At 41.8% G+C, this 20,729-nt stretch carries 13 protein-coding genes; 3 read left to right on the forward strand and 10 right to left on the reverse strand.

Going from position 1 to position 20,729, the window contains the following annotated elements:
• Positions 1-67: 67 nt before the first annotated feature.
• The 6 genes from AC58UX_RS13110 to AC58UX_RS13135 form a co-directional block, all read right to left on the reverse strand.
• Entirely contained in the window at positions 68-1,789 is a 1,722-nt protein-coding gene (locus AC58UX_RS13110; protein ID WP_497253215.1) for an alpha-L-rhamnosidase-related protein, read from the reverse strand.
• A gap of 106 nt (positions 1,790-1,895) precedes the next feature.
• Entirely contained in the window at positions 1,896-6,026 is a 4,131-nt protein-coding gene (locus AC58UX_RS13115; RefSeq protein ID WP_497253217.1) for a cellulose binding domain-containing protein, read from the reverse strand.
• Between the two features lie 289 nt (positions 6,027-6,315).
• Positions 6,316-7,668, reverse strand: coding sequence for a glycoside hydrolase family 28 protein (locus tag AC58UX_RS13120; protein ID WP_497253219.1), 1,353 nt, complete (start codon positions 7,666-7,668; stop codon positions 6,316-6,318).
• Positions 7,669-7,690: 22 nt separating this feature from the next.
• Positions 7,691-8,524, reverse strand: coding sequence for a carbohydrate ABC transporter permease (locus AC58UX_RS13125; RefSeq protein WP_497253221.1), 834 nt, complete (start codon positions 8,522-8,524; stop codon positions 7,691-7,693).
• Entirely contained in the window at positions 8,524-9,462 is a 939-nt protein-coding gene (locus tag AC58UX_RS13130) for a carbohydrate ABC transporter permease (protein ID WP_497253223.1), read from the reverse strand. The genes AC58UX_RS13125 and AC58UX_RS13130 overlap by 1 nt, the downstream gene beginning before the upstream one ends.
• Before the next feature lie 93 nt (positions 9,463-9,555).
• Positions 9,556-10,917, reverse strand: coding sequence for an ABC transporter substrate-binding protein (locus AC58UX_RS13135; RefSeq protein ID WP_497253225.1), 1,362 nt, complete (start codon positions 10,915-10,917; stop codon positions 9,556-9,558).
• Between the two features lie 244 nt (positions 10,918-11,161).
• On the opposite strand from AC58UX_RS13135, the gene AC58UX_RS13140 reads away from it, so the two are divergent.
• Together AC58UX_RS13140 and AC58UX_RS13145 are read left to right on the forward strand one after the other, a co-directional pair.
• On the forward strand, positions 11,162-11,908 hold the full coding sequence (locus AC58UX_RS13140; protein WP_497253227.1) for a response regulator transcription factor: 747 nt from the start codon (positions 11,162-11,164) through the stop codon (positions 11,906-11,908).
• Positions 11,909-13,729 (forward strand): sensor histidine kinase, encoded by a 1,821-nt coding sequence (locus AC58UX_RS13145; RefSeq protein ID WP_497253229.1) that lies wholly within the window; start codon positions 11,909-11,911, stop codon positions 13,727-13,729.
• Between the two features lie 144 nt (positions 13,730-13,873).
• Here the strand turns inward: AC58UX_RS13145 and AC58UX_RS13150 are convergent, their stop codons facing one another.
• The 4 genes from AC58UX_RS13150 to AC58UX_RS13165 form a co-directional block, all read right to left on the reverse strand.
• Positions 13,874-15,571, reverse strand: coding sequence for an alpha-L-rhamnosidase-related protein (locus tag AC58UX_RS13150; RefSeq protein ID WP_497253231.1), 1,698 nt, complete (start codon positions 15,569-15,571; stop codon positions 13,874-13,876).
• 132 nt (positions 15,572-15,703) lie between these two features.
• Positions 15,704-16,414, reverse strand: coding sequence for a carbohydrate ABC transporter permease (locus AC58UX_RS13155; RefSeq protein ID WP_497253233.1), 711 nt, complete (start codon positions 16,412-16,414; stop codon positions 15,704-15,706).
• 119 nt (positions 16,415-16,533) lie between these two features.
• Entirely contained in the window at positions 16,534-17,418 is an 885-nt protein-coding gene (locus AC58UX_RS13160) for a carbohydrate ABC transporter permease (RefSeq protein ID WP_497253235.1), read from the reverse strand.
• An 83-nt stretch (positions 17,419-17,501) separates the two neighbouring features.
• Positions 17,502-18,806, reverse strand: a complete 1,305-nt coding sequence (locus AC58UX_RS13165; RefSeq protein WP_497253237.1) for an ABC transporter substrate-binding protein — start codon at positions 18,804-18,806, stop codon at positions 17,502-17,504.
• Positions 18,807-18,989: 183 nt separating this feature from the next.
• Here AC58UX_RS13165 and AC58UX_RS13170 point away from each other — a divergent pair, with 183 nt between their 5' ends.
• Complete coding sequence (locus AC58UX_RS13170; protein WP_497253239.1) at positions 18,990-20,729, forward strand: sensor histidine kinase; 1,740 nt, start codon at positions 18,990-18,992, stop codon at positions 20,727-20,729.

The following is a 20,729-nucleotide window of genomic DNA, read 5'->3' on the forward strand; positions in this document are numbered from 1 at the left end:
TTCAATTAACAAGTAACAAAAAAGCGCAGGTCCCGAATCAAATCGAGGATAACTGCGCTTTACCACTTCATTTTTGCAATTGAATTTTAGAATCACCAATCAAAACTTTTATCCCCTCTGGCGCTTCAATATCCGATTGTACGGTTCCGTCATCTTTTCTTGTGTGTTTGATCCGGACGATGCCAAGAGGCGTTGGAAAGGTGCCTTCTACCCAATCTAGGTCACCAAGCTGTGGTTCTACACGGATTACTCGACAACCTGGTTCCACCAATTGGATGCCGAGTACGTACTCAGACAGCCATGCCGTCGGCCCAGAAGCCCATCCATGACACAAACTATGCCGGTATCCTTGATAGCAATACCTACCATATGAGCCGTGCACATCCACCTTGCCTTCCGGGGTCAACTCGTCAATCCGAGCCGCATTGTTCAACCAATCGATATCGAAATCCTCCCAGAAGGTACTCGCCCCAAGATTCAGCATACCTCCCCAATAGGTACGGATACTGTCCAGGCTGCCCGTTACGTCCCCTGCTTCCCCGCGTGCCTTCAGAATGTAATAGCCATAGAAGGTGGAGTAGCCTTTTGGAGAATCTGGAGCAATGACTTCATCGTTAACCTGTTTGAGATCAAGCTGTCCAACTAAGGCCAACAGGGAGGCAGCCTGCTTGCTTCCATTATGATCCATAACAACATTCCGCAGCTTCGCGCACATCCGCAAACACAGATCTGCCGTTTCTTGATCGTCCATCAGTTTACAAAGCTTGGCACCTACATCCATACACCAGATAAACAACGCATGAACCCCTGCTTTGACCCCTTCGGGGTTTGTAGAGGAAGGCCAATCGAGAAACGGATTTGGGATGTCTATGGTACCGTCACTCTGAACGCAATTTATAAGTTGACGGAGCAGGCCCGTCATATATGGCTTTTGCTCTAATAGGTAATTTAAGTCGCCATTATGCATATACCAGTCATTATGCACCAAAATCCACCAAATCGAATAGGTTGGAAATGTTGTCATCCACTTTGGCAGCGGATAATCATCCCGAATGAAATCTAGACTCTTCGGTACAACAGCGTGGTTCCCGAATACAGCTTGTAGTGTAGCAACTTCTGGATGCATGTCCCCTGTCCAGACCAACCTATCTCTCTTAATGCCGTCCCACAAATAATCCTGCATATTCAAATGAACAGTATATGCTCCTGTGTCCCAAATACGATTCAGTAGCTCATCATTGCAACGAAAACTGCCCTTATATTCTACCTCGTGCATGATCGCTACAGCACGGACGCTGAGTAGTTGAATAAAATGTCCTTCATCCATAAAGTCGATCCGAACAAAACGGAATCCAGTATTCCCTATTTGTTCCGCTCCCATGTAGCTGATCTCGAACACACTATCCCTTACTGCATGATTGTTCGTCGCATTCGTCGAACCGCCAAGCTCACTCATGGCTTCCATGGCAGATTCCCCGAACCGAATACGTAGCTTGGCCGATCTTGTAGCTTCATTATTACCAACTGCAATACAGATTTGAACTCCTCCATGCAGTTCAGTCCCGAAATCAAGCAAGATTCCAGGGGCGACACCCTCATTTCTCAGAATACATGCTTGCCTCATCGATGAATCGTGTACGGACTGCCCTCCGTGTTCGGCCAGGAGTAGTTCTGGAAACTCTATCACCGAATTTTTACTTTCTGATTGCCATACGATTCGATTGGGGTTCACGTAATATAAGGCTCTCGGTTCCTGCTTCACTCTTAAATTTTGCCATGATGGTATCATATCCGTACTCCAATCTCTATTTAAAAAATATTTTAAGCTGAGAAGGCTACCGATCTATTAAATCGGCAGCCCTCTATAGTTTCATCTAGCAATTTATGCTCTTATATTACTTAATCATTACTGTATACATAGCATGCGATGTTGATCCATTTGGACCCAAACTAACTTGGGAATTGGCGGTATAGTTTTTCATATAGATGCTAAATGTTTGAGTGACACCACTTTCATTATCTGTCAAATTATCCGTTGTATCTGTCCAAGTAGATAGCCACGAAGGCTTGGTGGTAATCCGATCGTCAATCGCTACGTAAACCGTACTGTCCTTGGTTACCGTAAATGTAGCCAACGTTGTACCTGTGTAACTCCTAGAAGAATTAGCGGTTCTGATCCAGTCGGTACCAGCATAGGTCAAAGGCAAGGAAGCAAGGGTATATGTCCTGTCTCCAAATAGCGTATTACCGACTTGCATGTTGCCTTGAATCGACCAATTGGCTGCGTTCGTTGTGTCATTGATCGTCAGATTGGTCAATGCAGGTTTCCCTATTACCATTACAGGATACATATTGTACGATGTTGATCCATTTGGACCCAGAGTAACCTGACTATTAGCCGTATAGTCTTTCTTATAAATACTAAAAGTCTGAGTGACACCACTTTCGTTATCTGTCATATTATCAGTCGTATCTGTCCAAGTAGAGAGCCACGAAGGCTTGGTGGTAATCCTATCGTCAATCGCTACGTAAACTGTGCTGTCCTTGGTTACTGTAAATGTAGCCAACGTAGCACTGGTGTAACTTTTGGAAGAGTTAGCAGTTCTAATCCAATCAGCGCCAGCATACGTCGAAGGTAACGTTGCAATGGTATGAGTCCGGTCACCAAAAAGTGCATCTCCTATTTGGATATTGCGTTGGATCGACCAATTGGCGGCGTTTGTTGTGTCGTTAACCGTCAAACTTGTAATAATTGCAGGCACTCCAGTCAGCGAAGGATTAGCGACTGAAATTTTACCTTGGGTCACTGCGATTCCGGAAGCAGTTCCGCTCGTATAAGTAGGTTTGCTTGCAGTGACAGAGTATCCGATTCCTACCGGTACATTAAAGACGCTATAGTTTCCATAAATGTCCGTTACTGCTGAGTAAGTAGTTCCGCTAATTATTGTGCTTACAGTAGCTCCTTGAATCGCTTTTCCTGTTTCATCTTTCACAGTACCTACGATGGTTCCTTTACCAGCTACTACAGAACTTATGGAAAGGTTAACACCGGTAACAGCACCTGTCGTTACAGCTACCCCCAACGCCGCTACATCCTGGTAGCCAGTTTTGCTTGCTGTCACTAAATATCCAGTCCCTGCTGGAACCTCCGTAATATCATAGCTTCCCGTTGAATCCGTAATCGCAGAGTAGGTCGTTCCACCAACTATAAGACTTACTGTGACTCCTTGAACCCCATTTCCAGAAGTGTCCTTTATTTTCCCAGAGACGACACCGCTATTTGCTGTTGCATTGACATAAAATTTGATTGGACTACTTGTCACTTTAGCCATTGTAACAGTTACGCTGCCGATACCTGCAGCAATTGGTGTCAATGTACTTCCTGAGAGACTTGCCTTACTTCCTCCAGTTGCTATTGCCCAAGTTTGAGGAAGGGTCATCATGTTATGGGTACCTTGGTTTTGATCAATTCCTACAATAGGTAATTGATTCAAATTATAGTTGCCGCCCCCAACGTTGAGTACTGGCCTTTTACTCGAAGGAGAAAGATATTGACCAACACCTAAATCACTCAGTTGAGCCGTCTGGGTTGCTGATGTCGTGTTGCCACTGTAATAGCGCAGAGAAATATCTCTTGCGGGACTATCGAAGTATGAAGAATCAATGGTTGTTGTTCCAGGATCCTGACCCACTCCTACGTAACCCATTGGATGGTATCCACCATTTTTATAATTTTGAATGGCAAAGCGCAAACTTGGTGTATTTCCAGCCGGATCAAGAACCGCGAGCTGGATCATATAGTTCTTGTTTGAAGCAATGTTTGATGGAAGCGTGAATGTATTAGCAATCGTATATTCCTGCGGAGGGGTCGAATATTCCAATACCGAGGAACTCCAATTCCCACTGGATGCACCGTTCCAGGCCGTAAAACCTTCTCCAGGCAACCAATCTCTAATATCAACATTCTTGAATGTATCGCTCCAAACGATTTGATTAGTTTGAGGATCTTTCAAGCTTAACTGTACTGGCCAGTTATAGTACATGGGCGCTGACCCCATATTTTTAACCTTAAACTGTGCTACGAAGCTCTGGCCAGGAGCAACCTGTTTCTGATAATTGAAATCAGTTACAACATATTTGTAACCAAAGTTTTTCTGTATATTTTCTGCCGCCTGATCCATTTGTACTTTATTGGCATAATAGTAATCGATGCCATTATAACCTGCATCTTTGCTTCGATACGTGTATTCACCTAACCATGTCGTATAAGTTGCATGAATTTTCTTGAGCATGTTTGCAGCATTGTTATTGTAATTGCTGTATGCATAAGTCTCATGTGGATTGTTACCTAATAACGTGTATCCGTTATAATCGTAGGCAGTTTCTCCGCCTACCTCTTGTTTTTTCCACTGGGAGATGACATTCATATCTGCAATAGAGTCATTGTATTGTCCAAAAGAAAATGGTTCATTTCCTGTTGTATAACGAACCTCCACCCTTTTATTCGGGAAATATTGGTGGAAATACGCATTAACATTTGTGGGTACACTTGTTCCATGCTGCTCTCCCCATGTACCATATATGCCCATTTGGATGAAAGCTACCCTCGGATCATTGTCCCACAAAGCACCTAAACGTTGAATCAATCTTTTGAGCCTACTATCAAACTGATCATTTGTTAAATTACCTGCAGTCATATCTGCTGGCCAGTGATCTCCCTCCAAACCATACATCGTTGGGGTTGCAGGAAATCTTAAATACACACGAGGAATGACTTTCATATTGTAATCTTCGTATGGATGAAAGACACCGTTGGTATCCATAGCTTTCCATCTGTTATTGGTATATTCAACAATCTTATCTATTGAATCGGAATTTCCGTCTTCCAACCAGTCCCATGGGATATAGGTCATCATCATTGATGACCACGGCATATAATCAATCGGCCATTCGTTAGACAGATTTACCTGGAAATCCTTTTGTGTCATTCCCATTAATGGGTTCTGCATGGCCCCTGTAAATGGTGTCGGAACAATATCCACCCTCCCCGTTGCAGGAGGTGTCGGCATTGTTACAGGCGCAACATAGGATGAATCATTGTAAACCTCAATTTCAGCAAAAGCCATCCTGTTGTCATTAAACATCTGTCTAAGTTTGGTAGACTGGACCTTCACGTACCTGACGCTGGTTGAAGTAAACAAGTAGGAATTCCCAGGGATCGTCGGTCTAAGCGCGCCAGTCTGAGTGATGACTGTGGTCCAGTTGGCATTATCCGAAGAAACTTGAATGGTAAAGTCAACCGGGTACCCTTGACCTACAATGCCGTTTTTTCCACGAGAACTAGATAACCAGTTAACAGCGTACAGATCAACCCGGTTAATAGTTTGTGCAGAACCAAGGTCGATGTTTATCCATTGGCTATCGCCAGCACCACTGCTCCATCCGATATCTGAACCATCAGCACTGCGTCTTTCCCCATTAACAACATTGGCCGTCCCCCATCCTGCGGTGTAACCTGTATCTGTTGAGGCAATTGTTGAAGATACCGTTACGGTCTTATTCAACGCTAAATTGGTGGATGGGGCTGTATAAGAAGATATCTCGCTTCCCCATACCAAGGCACCACCGTAATAGGCCGTGGATTTATTCCAATCCGCATACGCTGATGCTGTCGAATTAAAAGAATAGTCATCCGACTGCGTAAAGGTTCCCATATTTTTAACTAGGCTGAAGCGTAATTCAACACTTGCTCCCGCTGCTAAACTTCCAGCTTCCTCTGTAAAACTTGCTTCAAAATAATAATCTGCATTGGATACCGCATTAGGTATTTTCACAAAATTCCCGAGAATTTTGTTACTTCCGATGTCAGAGTAATCGGCATGCCAGCTTACTGGCTCTGCTCCATTGCTCGTAAAGTAATACCGGATCTTCATATCCTGAAGACTAACGGAAGTCGTACCCGTATTAACTAACTTGAACCCAGGAGATAACGTGCTGGTACTATCTGTTCGGTTTGAATTGTACATCTGGACTTTGACTGAAGGATTACTTATGGCCGCATGGGTCATAGAAGGATTGCCTATTACTAATAAATTTGCGACAAAAATGATCGCCATTATTTTCCCTACTGTGTTTCGTAAACTAAACTTCTTTGACATAGTGTCCCCTTCCTTTCAACAATTCATATTATTAACCTCTAACCTTACCTCCTCTGTGGAATATCACCTCCCTTCTTCCTACCACCGAATTTTGTTTGCGCTTACATTTTTTGTTCTAGAAAGGGAGAATCAATACGATCTCTCCCAATATCAAATCTTATACCAGTACTCTTTCAACGCTAGGAAGTTGAACGTTTGTGCATTGTTCAATACGCAAAGGTGACGTATCCGATGAATGAATCACCACATTTTCCATAGTCCAATCTTTAGCGTTGTAGATATACCCAAGTGACTGAGCTTCTATATCTACATTTTTCCAATGAATATCTCGAATTGGTTTTTCCAGATAAGCTTCTACTTCCAACGCTGTAGCCTGAATATTAGCTGCATTTTTCACTGTGACATTACAGATGGAAACATCACGAAATTCAGGAATCCCTAACTCAGGGTCAACGGATTTGGTCAAAATCCACCAATGATCCGGTATCTCCCCATCCCAATGATCAGGAATTTTGGTGTAGCTGTAACTAGGAAACCAGTTTAGCAAAAAACTAAACGGATGAGGCACATCAACCATTTCGATATCATGTACAGAGATTCGCTCATAGATACCGCCTCTTGTTCGCGCTGATTTGAACCTTAGTCCTGTATCCGTTCCGTATGCTTTAATATTGTAGACCTCAATATCCCTTGCTCCTCCAGACGTTTCGCTGCCAAACGTAACCATCCCGTGCCCTGAACGGGTAATACAGTCTCGAATGATCACCCTCTCTGTTGGCCGATTGACCAGTAATCCATCAGCGTCCCGCCCTGATTTAACACAAATATTATCGTCATTACAGTCAATATCGCAGTTCTGCACTAAAATATCACTTGAGGAGTCAATATCGATGCCATCTGAGCTAGGTCCTTCATTATCATAAATGAAAAGGCCATCTACGATGATGTTCTTGGAATAACAGATATGCACATTCCAAAATGGCGAACGTTTCAACGTTAGACTTTCTATCTGAACATCTTCGGAGTCAAGGACAAGGATTATCCTAGGTCTCTTGCAATCGTAATCTACTGCCCAGCGGAGCCCCTTTTCGGTATAATCCTTCACCATTTCGCTTTGCTGATCTTCTCCCCAGAATTTGTTCCACCAGTATTCACCTTGACCGTTAATGACGCCTTTACCGCTAATCTTGACATGTCTTTGATCGCACACATTAATCAGTGCACAGGGCCAATTTATATTTACGCCCGCAACGCGCGATAACATTTCAGGATAAGCAGACTCGTCCTGAATCCCCCGAATTTCAACACCTTCTGGGATATGCAGCTCGACACCTGATTTAACAAAAAGCGCGCCTGTCAAGTACACTCCCTTGTCAAAGGTAACCATCCCACCGCCATTTGCGGCCGCCAAATCAATGGCTTCTTGAATGGCAGCTGTATTAATCGTGAGACTGTCAGCTTTCGCTCCAAACTGTACCACTGAATATACTTTGTTCAAGTTTGAGTTCATTTTTTTCTCCTTTTGTTTCTAACTACCCTTTTAATCCTGTCGTCGAAATACCTTCAACGAAATGTTTTTGTGCTAAGAAGAAAATAATGACGCATGGCAGCATGGTTACTAAGGACATAGCCATAATTTCATTCCAAGGAATTGTAGCGCCAGAATCAATACGAAGCCTTAGTCCAAGTTGCAAAGTAAACTTGCTCACACTGTTTACATAAATTAATACATTGAAAAATTCGTTCCAGGTCCACATAAATTGGATAATACTTACCGAGAAAAGTGCTGGTTTACATAGCGGCAACAAGATACGGACCAAAATCATGAAGGAGTTACAACCGTCCATTTTAGCCGATTCATCTAGTTCTTTGGGCAATCCCCGCATGAATTGGATCATCATAAAGTTAAAAAACGGATATATGCCAATCATTGCTGGAATAATAAAAGGAAGATAACTATCCAGCCAACCGAGCTGTTTGAACAGCATGTAACGAGGTATGATAATCACCGCGCCTGGCAGCATCAACGTTGAAATCATGATGGAAAATAGCACTTTTTTTAGCGGGAAGTTAAACCGAACGAAGCCGTATGCGACGATGACGCTTGACAGTACGGTACCCAGGACAGTCGGGATTGTAAGCAGCAGTGAATTTGCAAAAAATGTAGTGAACGTATATTGACCTGTTCCTTTCCAACCGTTGACAAAAGCGTCCCAGGACACGTGTTGCGGAATTAAGCTAACCGAGGAAAAGATTTCCGCGTTGCTCCTGAAAGCTGCAGAGAATAACCACATCAGCGGGTAGATCATGACAAGACCGAATAGTGTCAGCAGCACGTATGCCATCATTTTTGAAATGTTACTCATTAGCCTTTTCCACCGTCCTCGTAATAAACCCAACGTGATGAACTCTTAAATGTAATATAAGTAAAGACCATAATAATGAAGAACAACACCCAGGATTGAGCGGAAGCATAACCCATTTTGAAAAATTGGAAGGCATTTTGGTAAATCATCATCCCGTAAAGATAGGTGGAATTTAGCGGCCCACCATTTGTAATCACCATGGCTGGGGTAAAATCCTGAAAGGCATTAACCATCTGCATGACAAGATTGAATAATACAATCGGTGTAAGCAATGGTAGCGTAATCCGGAAAAACATGCGAACACGAGATGCACCATCCACTTTGGCTGCTTCGTACAGCTCGCCTGGAACTTGCTTAAGTCCGGCTAAGAAAAGAACCATGGAGGAACCAAATTGCCAAACTGTCAGCGAGCTAATCGTATATAAAGCGATGTTCGGATTGCCAAGCCAATCAATGCTATCAAGATGCAGGCGCCCAAGCAATAGGTTTAGAACACCTTCTTTTGAAAACAAATATCTCCAGAGAATGGAAACTGCAACGCTTCCCCCCATAATAGACGGCAGATAGTACATCGTACGGTAAAAATTCATTCCTTTAAGTTTCATATTTAGAAGAATTGCTACAAGTAAAGAAAACGCAATTTTAGTTGGGACAGCAAGTAGAACATAAATGAAAGTAACTTTCAGCGACTGCCAAAATAAATCGTCATGCTGGAATAGCTTCGTATAATTTTTCAAGCCAATAAAACCAGGGCTCTTTAACATATTTAGATCGGTAAAGGAATATAGGAACGAAGCAATAAAAGGGTATAATTCGAACGCCAGAAACCCGATTATCCAAGGACTTATATATAACAGTCCTACATAGTTCCCAAAACGGCGTTTTAGTTGTTTTTTTGCCGTAATAGAAACATTGCGTTCTACAGCGATTGGTTTCACGAGCCACTCACCTTGCTTTTGTTGGATTTAGTGTTGTAATAAGCAGGACGGCGTCAACGCCGCCCTGTTCTTTGATTCTCCAGTTCTCATCCTTTATTTGGAGCCTTTAATCTCTTTCAATTTGGCATTCAAAGCTGTTACCAGTTCATCTGCCGCTTGATCTGGCGTTAATTTCTTATAGGCTACTTTTTGAATGTTATCTAGGCGGATTTTGCTCAGTTCGGCGTTGCCGCTAATTCCGTTTACTGGAACTCCAGCTGTCTTTAACGCGATGTCTGTTCCTTTCGCAATCGCTTTATCTAGTTTGCCGCTGTCGATCAACACTTGTATGAATGATTTAGAAACCGGGGTACCACGAACATCTGTTAGAATCGCTGCAGCTTCTTTATCATTTAGGAGCCAGTTCAATAATTTCGCGGCTTCCTTTGAATTTTTAGAAGTTTTGCTGACAGAGAACAGTTGCGCTGGACGAACTTCTACGGCTGTTTGTTTGGAATCCGTAGCGTTGATAAAGGCCGTTACATCTGTTTGGAAAGGAACATCTTTCTTCATGACTGGGATATTGGAAGTGAAATTCATCGTCATACCCACTTCACCTTTAACCCATTTCGGATTTTGTTCGATCTTGGATAGGAAAGCATTGGACTCCTCGAACGGCTGGATCACACCAGCATCTAAGTATTTCTTAATGTAATTAATCCCATCTAGGGCAACGGACTTGTCAAAACCAAGCGTATAATCGTCCTTCACAAACTGGCCGCCAGTTTTTTGTGTGATAAAATATCGGATAAAATCCGAACTCAGGCTCGGATCAAGATTCAATAAATAATCTTTGCCGCTGCTCTGGTCATGCACTTTTTTACCGTACTCCAACAAATTGTCCCAGTTCCACTTGGTGTCTTCTGGAATCCCATACTTTTGTAAGAAATCTTTATTGTAGATAAGAACCGTTCCAATAACACCTGTTGGCAATCCAACAAGCTTGTTCTGAACAGTCGCGTTATCAGTCAGAAACTTTGGATCAAATTGTGAAATGTCCACGGTATCTTTCATGGTGTTCAAGTCTACGAAGACATCGCCTTGTTGAGTCAAATCGTAAAGCCATGGTTTATCAACTTGGATAAGATCTGGCGCCGTCCCACCGGCTAATTGGGTTTTCAATTTCTGCTCATAGCCGTCAAACCCGCCGTATTCCGCTTCGACTTTGACATTAGGATTGAGCTGCATATATTTGTCTAGTGCTGCCAATGTTGCTTTATGCCGGCCGTCACTTCCCCACCAGGAAAAACGAAGTGTAACTGGACCCGTAGGTTTTGCGCTTGCAGCACTTGCCGTACTTGCTGCACTTGCAGTACTTGCTGGTTTCTCTTCCGTTTTTCCGCATGCACTTAAAACTAACGAAGACATGACAGCAACCGAACACATAGCGCCGATCAGACTTTTATTTTTTACCATCTTGCAATCCCCTTTACATATGTTTTTCTTACACTCTAAACTTATCCTATCCCGATTTCTTTCGCTATGTATCGCATTATAGATTTAGGGCTCTTCATTTCATGGATTTTGTTGGAAATTGTTGAAAAATGGGATGCTATTTTAAGAAAGGGATCCCTATTTTAAGAACCTTCATTAATTTGGTATCTTAGATTTGGTATAATGAACCCACAGAAACATTCTATTCATAAGGTGAGGATCGCACATGTATAAATTGCTAATTGTTGATGATGAATACGAGATTCGGCATGGGATTAGTCAGTATTTTCCATGGGATGAACTTGGGTTCACTGTTGCTGGAGAAGCGGAAAACGGTGCAGATGCGCTTATATTTATAGCGCACACACCAGTTGACGTAATGCTCTGTGATATTAAGATGCCGATTAAATCCGGACTTGAATTGGCTCGCGAACTTCATCAAAGGCAAGATCCAACAAAGATTGTCTTCTTATCGGGTCACAAAGAATTCGAGTTTGTGAAAGAAGCCTTGATTTACGGTGCCAAGGACTATATTTTGAAGCCTACCAAATACAAAGAACTTTCTGAGGTGTTCGGGAAAATTAAAGAAGAACTGGATCGTGAAGCGAAACCGACTGTCACAACTATACAGTCTGGAGCAGAAGAGAGCAGCGATGTGCTGATTGCAAAAATAAAGGTTTATGTTCAAGAACATTTCCAAAACGTTACGCTGAAGGACATCGCCCGCATCACTCACATGAACCCTTACTATGTAAGCACATATTTTAAGAAAAAAACTGGACAACACTTTTCCGACTATATGAATATGATCAAAATGCAGAAGGCTGCTCAGTATTTAGCTGATCCCACCTATAAGACCTACCAGATCAGTGAACTGGTTGGCTACAGCAATCCAAAAAATTTTTCGAAGTCGTTTAAATCTTATTACGGAAAAAGCCCGCGTGAATACCGCAATGGCATCGAGGAGATTTAGATGAGAAGTTTGTTGAAGCGCAAATACATGATCAAGAATCTGTTTTTCTTCTTATTTCCATTACTTGTACCCATTCTGATTTTAGGTTCGTTTGCCATTTTGATCACCCAACATTTCGTCAAAGAAGATATTAACCAGAAAAATTTGAATCTGCTTCTTCAGACGAAAAACAATGTAGAACTCATCATGAACGAAATGGATACCTTGTCCATTAGTTTCCAAACGACAACCAGTATTGCTTACTGGCTCAAGGAAGTATTGAATACAAACAGTTTTTCCTATGAACAATCTGCCGCAATTGATTTAATAAGCAGCTTTGCCGCTGCACCAGCGCATGCCCGCCCTTTTATCCATTCAATTTATGTCTACTACGATAACCCGGCGCAACGTTTATTAACAACCACAAAAGGAATTACAGATTTAAACCAATTTTACGACCAAGGCTGGTATGCATCCTATAACGAGAATCGGGCAAATGACGCTACTTCGTGGCTGGAGGAAAGAATGATCGACCAGTACGGAGTTGAAAAAAAACGAGTTGTATCTATTTATCGCAAACTTTATGCCTCTGGTGCACGTACCGAAAGCGGTGTCATCGTTCTTAATATTTTGCCTGACTATGTGGAGAATATGCTTCGCAGTCAAGTGTCTCAAGATCAAATCTTACTTATATCCGATAAAAATCAACAATTACTTTTTCAAATCAATATGCCACAATCTTTTTCCGGTCAATTGGATTTGGCACATATTATGAACTCATCTGAAATATCGAAGATTTCAATGGATAACAAAACATATACAGTTTCCCATCTCCAGTCGGATAGCAAAGGACTTCACTATATTTCTTTAGTCCCGCAAAGCATACTTTATCAATTACCAGAGCAGTTAAGTCGTATTACATTTGCTCTTCTTGCAGTTTCATTTTTTATAGGTATAGCTATCACTTATGTGCTTACCAAGCGAAATTTCAACAGTTTGAGAAATATTATATCCATATTCAGGTCTGCGGAGCAGGGAAAACCTATTCCCGAAATCCAATCCAAAGTTATCGATGAATATGGGTTTATTCTACAAAGCACCATTAAAACTTTTATCGAACAAAGCTATTTGAAGATTCAGTTATCCGAACGCAGCTACCGTTTGCGCTTTATGGAGATGCTTGCACTTCAATCCCAAATCAACCCTCATTTTATTTCTAATACACTAGAAAATATATATTGGAAAACAATCGCAATCACTGGCAAACCCAACGATGCGAGCGCCATGATCGAACATTTAGGTGATATTTTGAAATATGCACTTAGCAGCCCGCAACAGAAGGTCATTCTAGATAAAGAGCTTCAATATATTCAAATCTACTTCGAAATTCAACAGATCCGGTATAAGGACAAATTTGACGTGATTTGGGATGTAGAGGACAGTACACGGCGATACTTCGTACCTAAACTTTTCCTCCAGCCATTGGTCGAAAACAGTATTTATCACGGAATTAAAGAAAAGAGAGGTAAAAGTACAATTAAAATCAGAACAAGACATCTGAAGTCAGTTATTCTTATACATGTTATTGATAATGGAATTGGCATGACGAAAGCAAGATTAAAGGAACTTACCTACATGTTGCAGCATGATGATTACATGAGTGATGATCCAGAGAAACTCTCTTCTGATGTTCGTACAGAGCACATCGGTTTATACAACACTAACAAACGCTTGAAGTTAACCTATGAGGAAACATTCGGAATCCGATTATTGAGCAAGCCGGGATGGGGAACATCAATTCAGATTCGAATTCCGATTAATCAAATTCATAATGAGCTTTAAATCCTACTAACACCATAATGTTCATTTAAAATCGATGAATTGAGAAAAAAATAAGTTCAGTTTGGAAATGCGATGTGTGATTTTTATGTTTAGACAAAAAAGAATGAAGCTTCAGCCACTTCATTCTTTTTTGATATTATTAAATTACACCATCAGGACCCTCGTCCCCACTGGCGCTTCAATATCCGATTGTACAGTGCCATCTGCCTGTCTTGTATGCTTCACTCGAACAATGCCATGCGGGGTTGGAAATGTTCCTTCTGCCCACTCCAAGTCACCTAGCTGTGGAGCTACTCGGATTACACGACAGCCCGGTTCTACTATACGTATTCCCAGCACGTACTCAGATAACCATGCCGTCGGTCCAGAGGCCCAACCATGACACAGACTGTGACGATAGCCTTGGTAACAATACCCGCCATATGAGCCATGTACATCCACCTTCCCTTCAGGTGTCATTTCGTCGATGCGTGCCGCGTTATTTAACCAATCAATATCGAAATCCTCCCAGAAGGTAGTCGCCCCCAAAGACAACATACCTCCCCAATAGGTCCGAATACTATCAAGACTGCCCTTAATATCTCCAGCTTCCCCGCGTGCCTTCAAAATGTAGTAACCATAAAAAGTCGAATAGCCCTTGGGTGAATTTGGAGCAATTACTTCGTCGTTAACTTGCTTGGGATCAAGTTGTCCAACTAAAGCCAATAAAGAGGCAGCCTGTTTACTTCCATTATGATCTTTAAAGACCTTTCGTAGCTTCGCACTGGTCCATTTACATATCTCTGCCGTTTCATGGTCATCCATCAATCCACACAGCTTTGCACCTGCTTCCATACACCAAATGAACAAAGCATGAGCCCCAGCGTCGACTCCTTCAGGGTTCGTCGAAGAAGGCCAATCCAGGAATGGATTCGGAATATCTACGGTACCGTCTTCCCGGACACACTTGGTTAGCTGGCGTAGCAAACCTGTCATGTAAGGCTTCTGCTCTAATAAATAATCTAGATCACCGTTATGCATATACCAGTCATGATGCACCAAAATCCACCAAATGGAATAAGTCGGAAATGTTGTCATCCACTCTGGCAGCGGATAATCATCCCTAATGAAATCCAGACTCTTCGGTACAACAGCGTGATATCCGAATACAGATTGAAGTGTAGAGACTTCAGGGTGCATATCGCCCGTCCAGACAAGCCGATCTCTCTTAATGCCATCCCACAAATAATCCTGCATATTTAGATGGACAGTATATGCTCCTGTGTCCCAAATGCGATTCAGGAGATCGTCATTGCAGCGAAAACTCCCCTTATAGTCTACCTCGTGCACAACTGCTACGGCTCGGACACTAAATAGTTGAACGAAATGTCCTTCATCCAAGAAGTCTATCCGAACAAACCGAAAGCCGGTATTCCCGACTTTTTCTGCCCCCATGTAACTGAGATCTAAAACACTATCCCTAACGGCATGATCGTTCGTAGCATTCGTGGCTCCTCCAAGCTCACTCATTGCTTCCATGACGGATTCGCCAAACCGAACTCGCATTTTGGCAGATCTAGCGGCTGTGTTATTACCAACACCAATACAGATCTGCACCCCTCCATGAAGCTCCACCCCGAAATCAATCAAAATACTTGGAATGGCTCCCTCATTTTTTAAGGTGCACGCCTGCTTCAATGACGAATCGTGTACAGATTGTCCGTCTCGTCCTAACAGAAGAAGCTCAGAACCAACAATTTCAGAATTCGGATTTGCTGTTTCCCATACGATTCGAGAAGGTTCTATATAATACTGAGTTCTCGGTTCCTGTTCTACCTTTATCTTTTGCCATGAAGGAATCATATTTGTGCTCCAATCTTTTGCTAATGTTTATTCCTACGTTATTAAAAATACAAATGAAAAAAGTTGTCTCGAAAGCCTTTTAGAGCCTCTGAGACAACCTCAGTTCAACTAAATTGATTCTCATACGATTAATTAACCTTTTACAGCACCCGACATGATACCGGCAATAATATATCGTTGTAAGAAAATATAAAGCAGCATAACAGGTGCAATGCTTATGACAATCATCGGAAACATATGTGCCCAGTCATTGTTGTACCGACCAGCAAATGAATATATCGCTACTTGAACCGTTCTTAGTCGGTCTGTATTTAGGAACACGACTGGAAGGAAGAAATCATTCCAAATTGTAAGGAACTGCAAAATGAAAACGCTCGTTGTAATCGGTTTTAGCAATGGTATAAGTACTTTAAAAAAGATTCCGCCTCGAGTTGCGCCATCAATCTGAGCGGATTCTTCCAACTCAATCGGTAATGATTGCATAAAACCGGTAAGTAAGAAAATCGTTAGCGGCAATCCAAAGGAGATATACAAAAGTATGACCCCGATTTGAGAATGATTCAAATGCAAGCTGCTCATCATTTTGAACAAGGGAACCAAATTAAGCTGCATGGGAACAATCATCCCCGCGATAAAAAACAATTTAAGTAGATAGGACATACGATCGCGACGCCGAGCAAGCGGATAGGAGGCCATAGCCCCCAATAAAATCATTAAAGTTACAGCGACAATACTAATTATGCTGCTATTCAAGAGAGCTAACTCGAAATGTGATTTCTTCCAAGCTTCAACATAGTTACTTACTTGAAATCCTCCACTAAGACCAAATGCGCTCAGAAACATGTTTTCATTGCTCTTTAGAGAGAACACAACTAGCATATAAATAGGGTATAAGTAAATAATAGAAAAGAATGCAACTAAAATGAATTGAGCACTTTTTATACCGCGTAAAGGCAAGTTCACTACACTTCTACCTCCCTCTTCTTTAAGAAGGTAAATTGGATAATTGTTATTGCAAAAATAATGATGAACATAACGACGCCCATGGCTTGTGCTTCACCGAACAAATTCCGGTTAAAGGCAGTGTCATACATTACCGTGCTGATACTTTCTGTAACAAATCCAGGTCCACCTTTAGTCATTGCCATTATTAGATCAAATGCCTTGAGACCAACAATCATCCCTGTAACGATCGTAATAGTGATAGCCGGACCCAAAAGAGGAAAAGTCACGTTACGAAATTGCCTTATGACTCCAGCTCCATCTATTGAAGCTGCTTCATAGAGCTCTTTAGGTATAGATTGCATATTAGCCAGATAGATAATCATACACCACCCTGCCCCCTGCCAAATACTCACTACAATCACAGACCAAATCGCTGCCTGCATATCTCCTAGCCAATTAACCGTAAATGCTGATAACCCTAATTGATTCAAAATTGTATTTAAACTGCCTGTACCAGGATCATAGATATAAGCCCAGATATAGCCAATTGCCAGCAAACTCATAATCTGTGGACTGAAAAAAATTGAACGAAACAGGCTTTGTCCTTTTAGCCCACTCTGCACCAGAAGAGCAAGTAGTAGCCCCAAGATACTCTGTCCAAATGTTAATCCTACAGCATAAAGGAGCGTATTCTGAAAAGCCGCTCGGAACCTGGTGTCATCTATAAGTTTGGTGAAATTTTCAAATCCCACGAAATGAAATGAAGGATTAATTCCGTTCCAGTCTGTCATAGCGTAGTAGAAGCTTTGAATGCTCGGATATACGAAAAAAAAGACATATAACAATAAAGCTGGCAAAGCAAAAATATATGGAACCCGATGTAAGTTTGTTTTAGAGATCACTTGTACTACCTTCTTTCCAACCTCACGTATTCAGTGTATTTCTAAAAAAGAAGGGAGACGCGAATCCCCCTAATTATGCTCCATTATTTTTTTAAACTTGCTGCACCTTTATCCCAAGCTTGGTCTGCAATTTCAAGTACTTTCAGGAACGAACTTGCGCCTCCAAGGACTGCTTGTGTCTCGCGTTGAAGTGCATCCTCTTGAGGTCCCTTAGGCCAACCTACATCAAGGAACTGATACGCAGGAGCGTTCTGTACATTATCTGCAATATCTGCTGTAATTTCTGATTTGGCTGCTTTAATGGTTTTTAGGGTAGAGAATTGGCCTGCTCCGATAAGTTCAGCATTGTTCTCATCTGCGTATACAAACGCTAAAAACTTCTTAGCTTCTTCCTGATTCTTACTTCCTGACCATAAGGCAAGTCCGGTAGAAGGCGCTGCAGCTAACCAAGTTTTTTCTCCAGCTTTATTGCCTGGTAGTGCAAACATACCAATTTTCAAATTTGACTTTTTCGCAATCTCTTCATATCCACCGATTGACCAGTTGCCGTCAATAATCATACCTGCTTTCCCAGCTGAGAAGGATGCCTTCGCAGCCTCGTATGAGATACCGAGAGCATCTTTACCAAAATATCCTTTATCCAAAAGTTGCTTATATTGATCTGATACTGATTTCCATGTTTCTGACGTTGCAAATTTAGCTTGACTGTTAAACCGCTTTTGATCCCAATCCGATTCCTTCGCATACACCTGTGAAGGAGCCAATGCGTACCAAGGAAGTTGCACCACCCAAGTCTCCTTACCTGCAAGCGCGATTGGTGTCACTCCCGCTGTCTTCAGCTTCTCATTTACTGCTAAAAACTCATCCCAGTTTGTCGGTACCTTAATATTATTTTTTTCAAAGAGATCTTTGTTATAGAACATGCCGAGGTAATTCTTACTCCATGGTATCCCATATACTTTTCCATCTTTGCTGAAGCTTTGAAGCAAACCTTTATCAATGTTTGTGAGTGGCTTTACATCGCTTAAATCAGCTAAATAACCTGCATTAATGCTGATTCCAACGGAACTGATACCTGGCCATTGAAGGAATAAATCAGGTGCATCCTTTGCAGCAAGATGTGCACCAAGGGATTGTTTAAACTGATCATCTGGTGCCCGATCTACCGAAATTTTGACGCCAGGATTTTGGCTCTCATATTTCTTAGCCAATGTTTCCATACCAGCCATATCCTGCGCAGTTAATGAAACTTTTAGCGCCACTTCCTTCGCTTTATTAGCGGCTGCTGATGCCGCTGGTGTAGCAGTTGTGTCATCTGATTTCGCTCCACAAGCAGTCAAGGCTAACATAGCTGTTAAAGTCAATCCAATTGCTAATCTCTTTTTCAACTTGATTCCCCCTAAGCGGTAATGTATAAGTATTTACAAGATTATTGTTGCACGAAGTTTTATCTCCTTGAAGCGGCATTTTTCTCGGAATGGGATGGATTCTTCAGGTTATCTAATAATTCCCGCTTTTAGGATAGCAAGGGTTGCCTTATATTAGTAGTAGAACGTGACGGAGGGAAATTGATGGTATTGACATTCAAACAAAAACTCAACATTTCCTATACACTGATGATTATCATTTTAATTACCATTATTACCTACAGCCATTATCGAGTACATCTGTCAGATACGAAGCGTAATATGTCACGAACGATGGATGAGCTAGCCATTCAGCTTGGTGTTAATTTAGATACCTATTTGAGCAATTTGGTTTCCGTCACCATGCGACCACTTTATGACCGTGATCAAATAGAAAAGCTTATCTCGGGCAGACATCTTAACGATCTAAATCCTTATGAAACGCTGCGTTTGGAGAATTATATCCGAAATACGTACTTGTACCCGAACCCGGAAGATGTAGCCGCCGTACACCTTTTTGATCGTTATAACGATATTATCAGCTTATACCAAAGAGATCGGCGGTATATCTATTCCCCTTCATCGACAATCGCATTCAGCGAAGCACGGAAAGCTAATGGTTTGCAAGTCGTCTCGGATACTTTTCTTGTCAACTCGTCAAACGGAGCCGACTCGTTTCCGATCTTCTCTATACTCAGACAGTTAAATATTGTGGAATCTGATCAGCCATACGGTTTGCTTGTCCTTGATGTCAAACTGTCTAAAATAGAAAACATGCTTCGCAATGTGAAGATCGGAGACAATTCTTTCATTACCATTGTTAACGAAGAGAATAAAGTTATTTACTCTACTATTGAGGGTGAAATTACTCAAACTTCTCCAAATCGTGCCTCTAATCAGTGGCTGCTAGCAGAAACACAGCTGGATGCAGTGCCATGGAAGTTCAAACTTGGCATTCCAATAAAATCGGTCTCGAACCAGAAAGAAATTGTATTTATTTCGGCATTAATTATGATCAGCTCGATGCTGATCGCCATTCTCTTTTCCGGATGGCTTTCACGAAAAATCACACAACCGCTAGAACAATTACAACGACTTATGAAAAAAGCGGAGTCTGGGCAATTTAACCTGCGCTTTCAAACAAAAGCACGAGATGAAATTTATGATCTCGGTAATAGTTTTAATCATATGCTGGCCCGTATCAAGGCATTGATCGATCGCACTTATATAGCTGAACTCCGTCAACGCGATGCTCAATTCTCAGCATTACAGAGTCAGATCAATCCGCATTTTCTTTTCAACACATTGGAGACGATCCGGATGACGGCAGAAGCAGAAGGCAATCCAGATACGGTTAAAATGATTGCTTCACTCGGCAAATTACTTAAAGTAAATATGCAACAACGAAGTTGGGTAACTTTGGAACAAGAATTGGATTACGTACGAAACTACTTATATTTGCAATCGGTTCGCCTATCCTATACTCCTCAGATACAAATTGAATGTGAGGAGTCAATAAAAGAAATAGAGGTTCACGCTCTCATCATTCAACCTATAGTTGAAAACAGCATCTTGCACGGTTTGCGGCCGTTATCGCGTTCGGGCTTGCTTCAAATACGAATTATTAAGAATGAAGCTGATTCTACTATGTGTATTCATGTGTCAGATGACGGGGTTGGAATCCCTTTCACACAATTAGATGAACTTAGAGGCAAAATACAATTGGCATTAAATTATTCAGATGACTCGGGTATTGGATTATTAAATGTCCAGCGTCGCATCCTTTTATCCTATGGAAAAGAGTACGGACTATCGATACACAGTGTGGAGGGCGAAGGAACATCTGTGATGTGCAAGCTTCCCCTAGACAAATCACCACGAAACGAGCAGGATGGAGGTGCATAG

Source organism: Paenibacillus sp. J22P90, assembly GCF_059692195.1.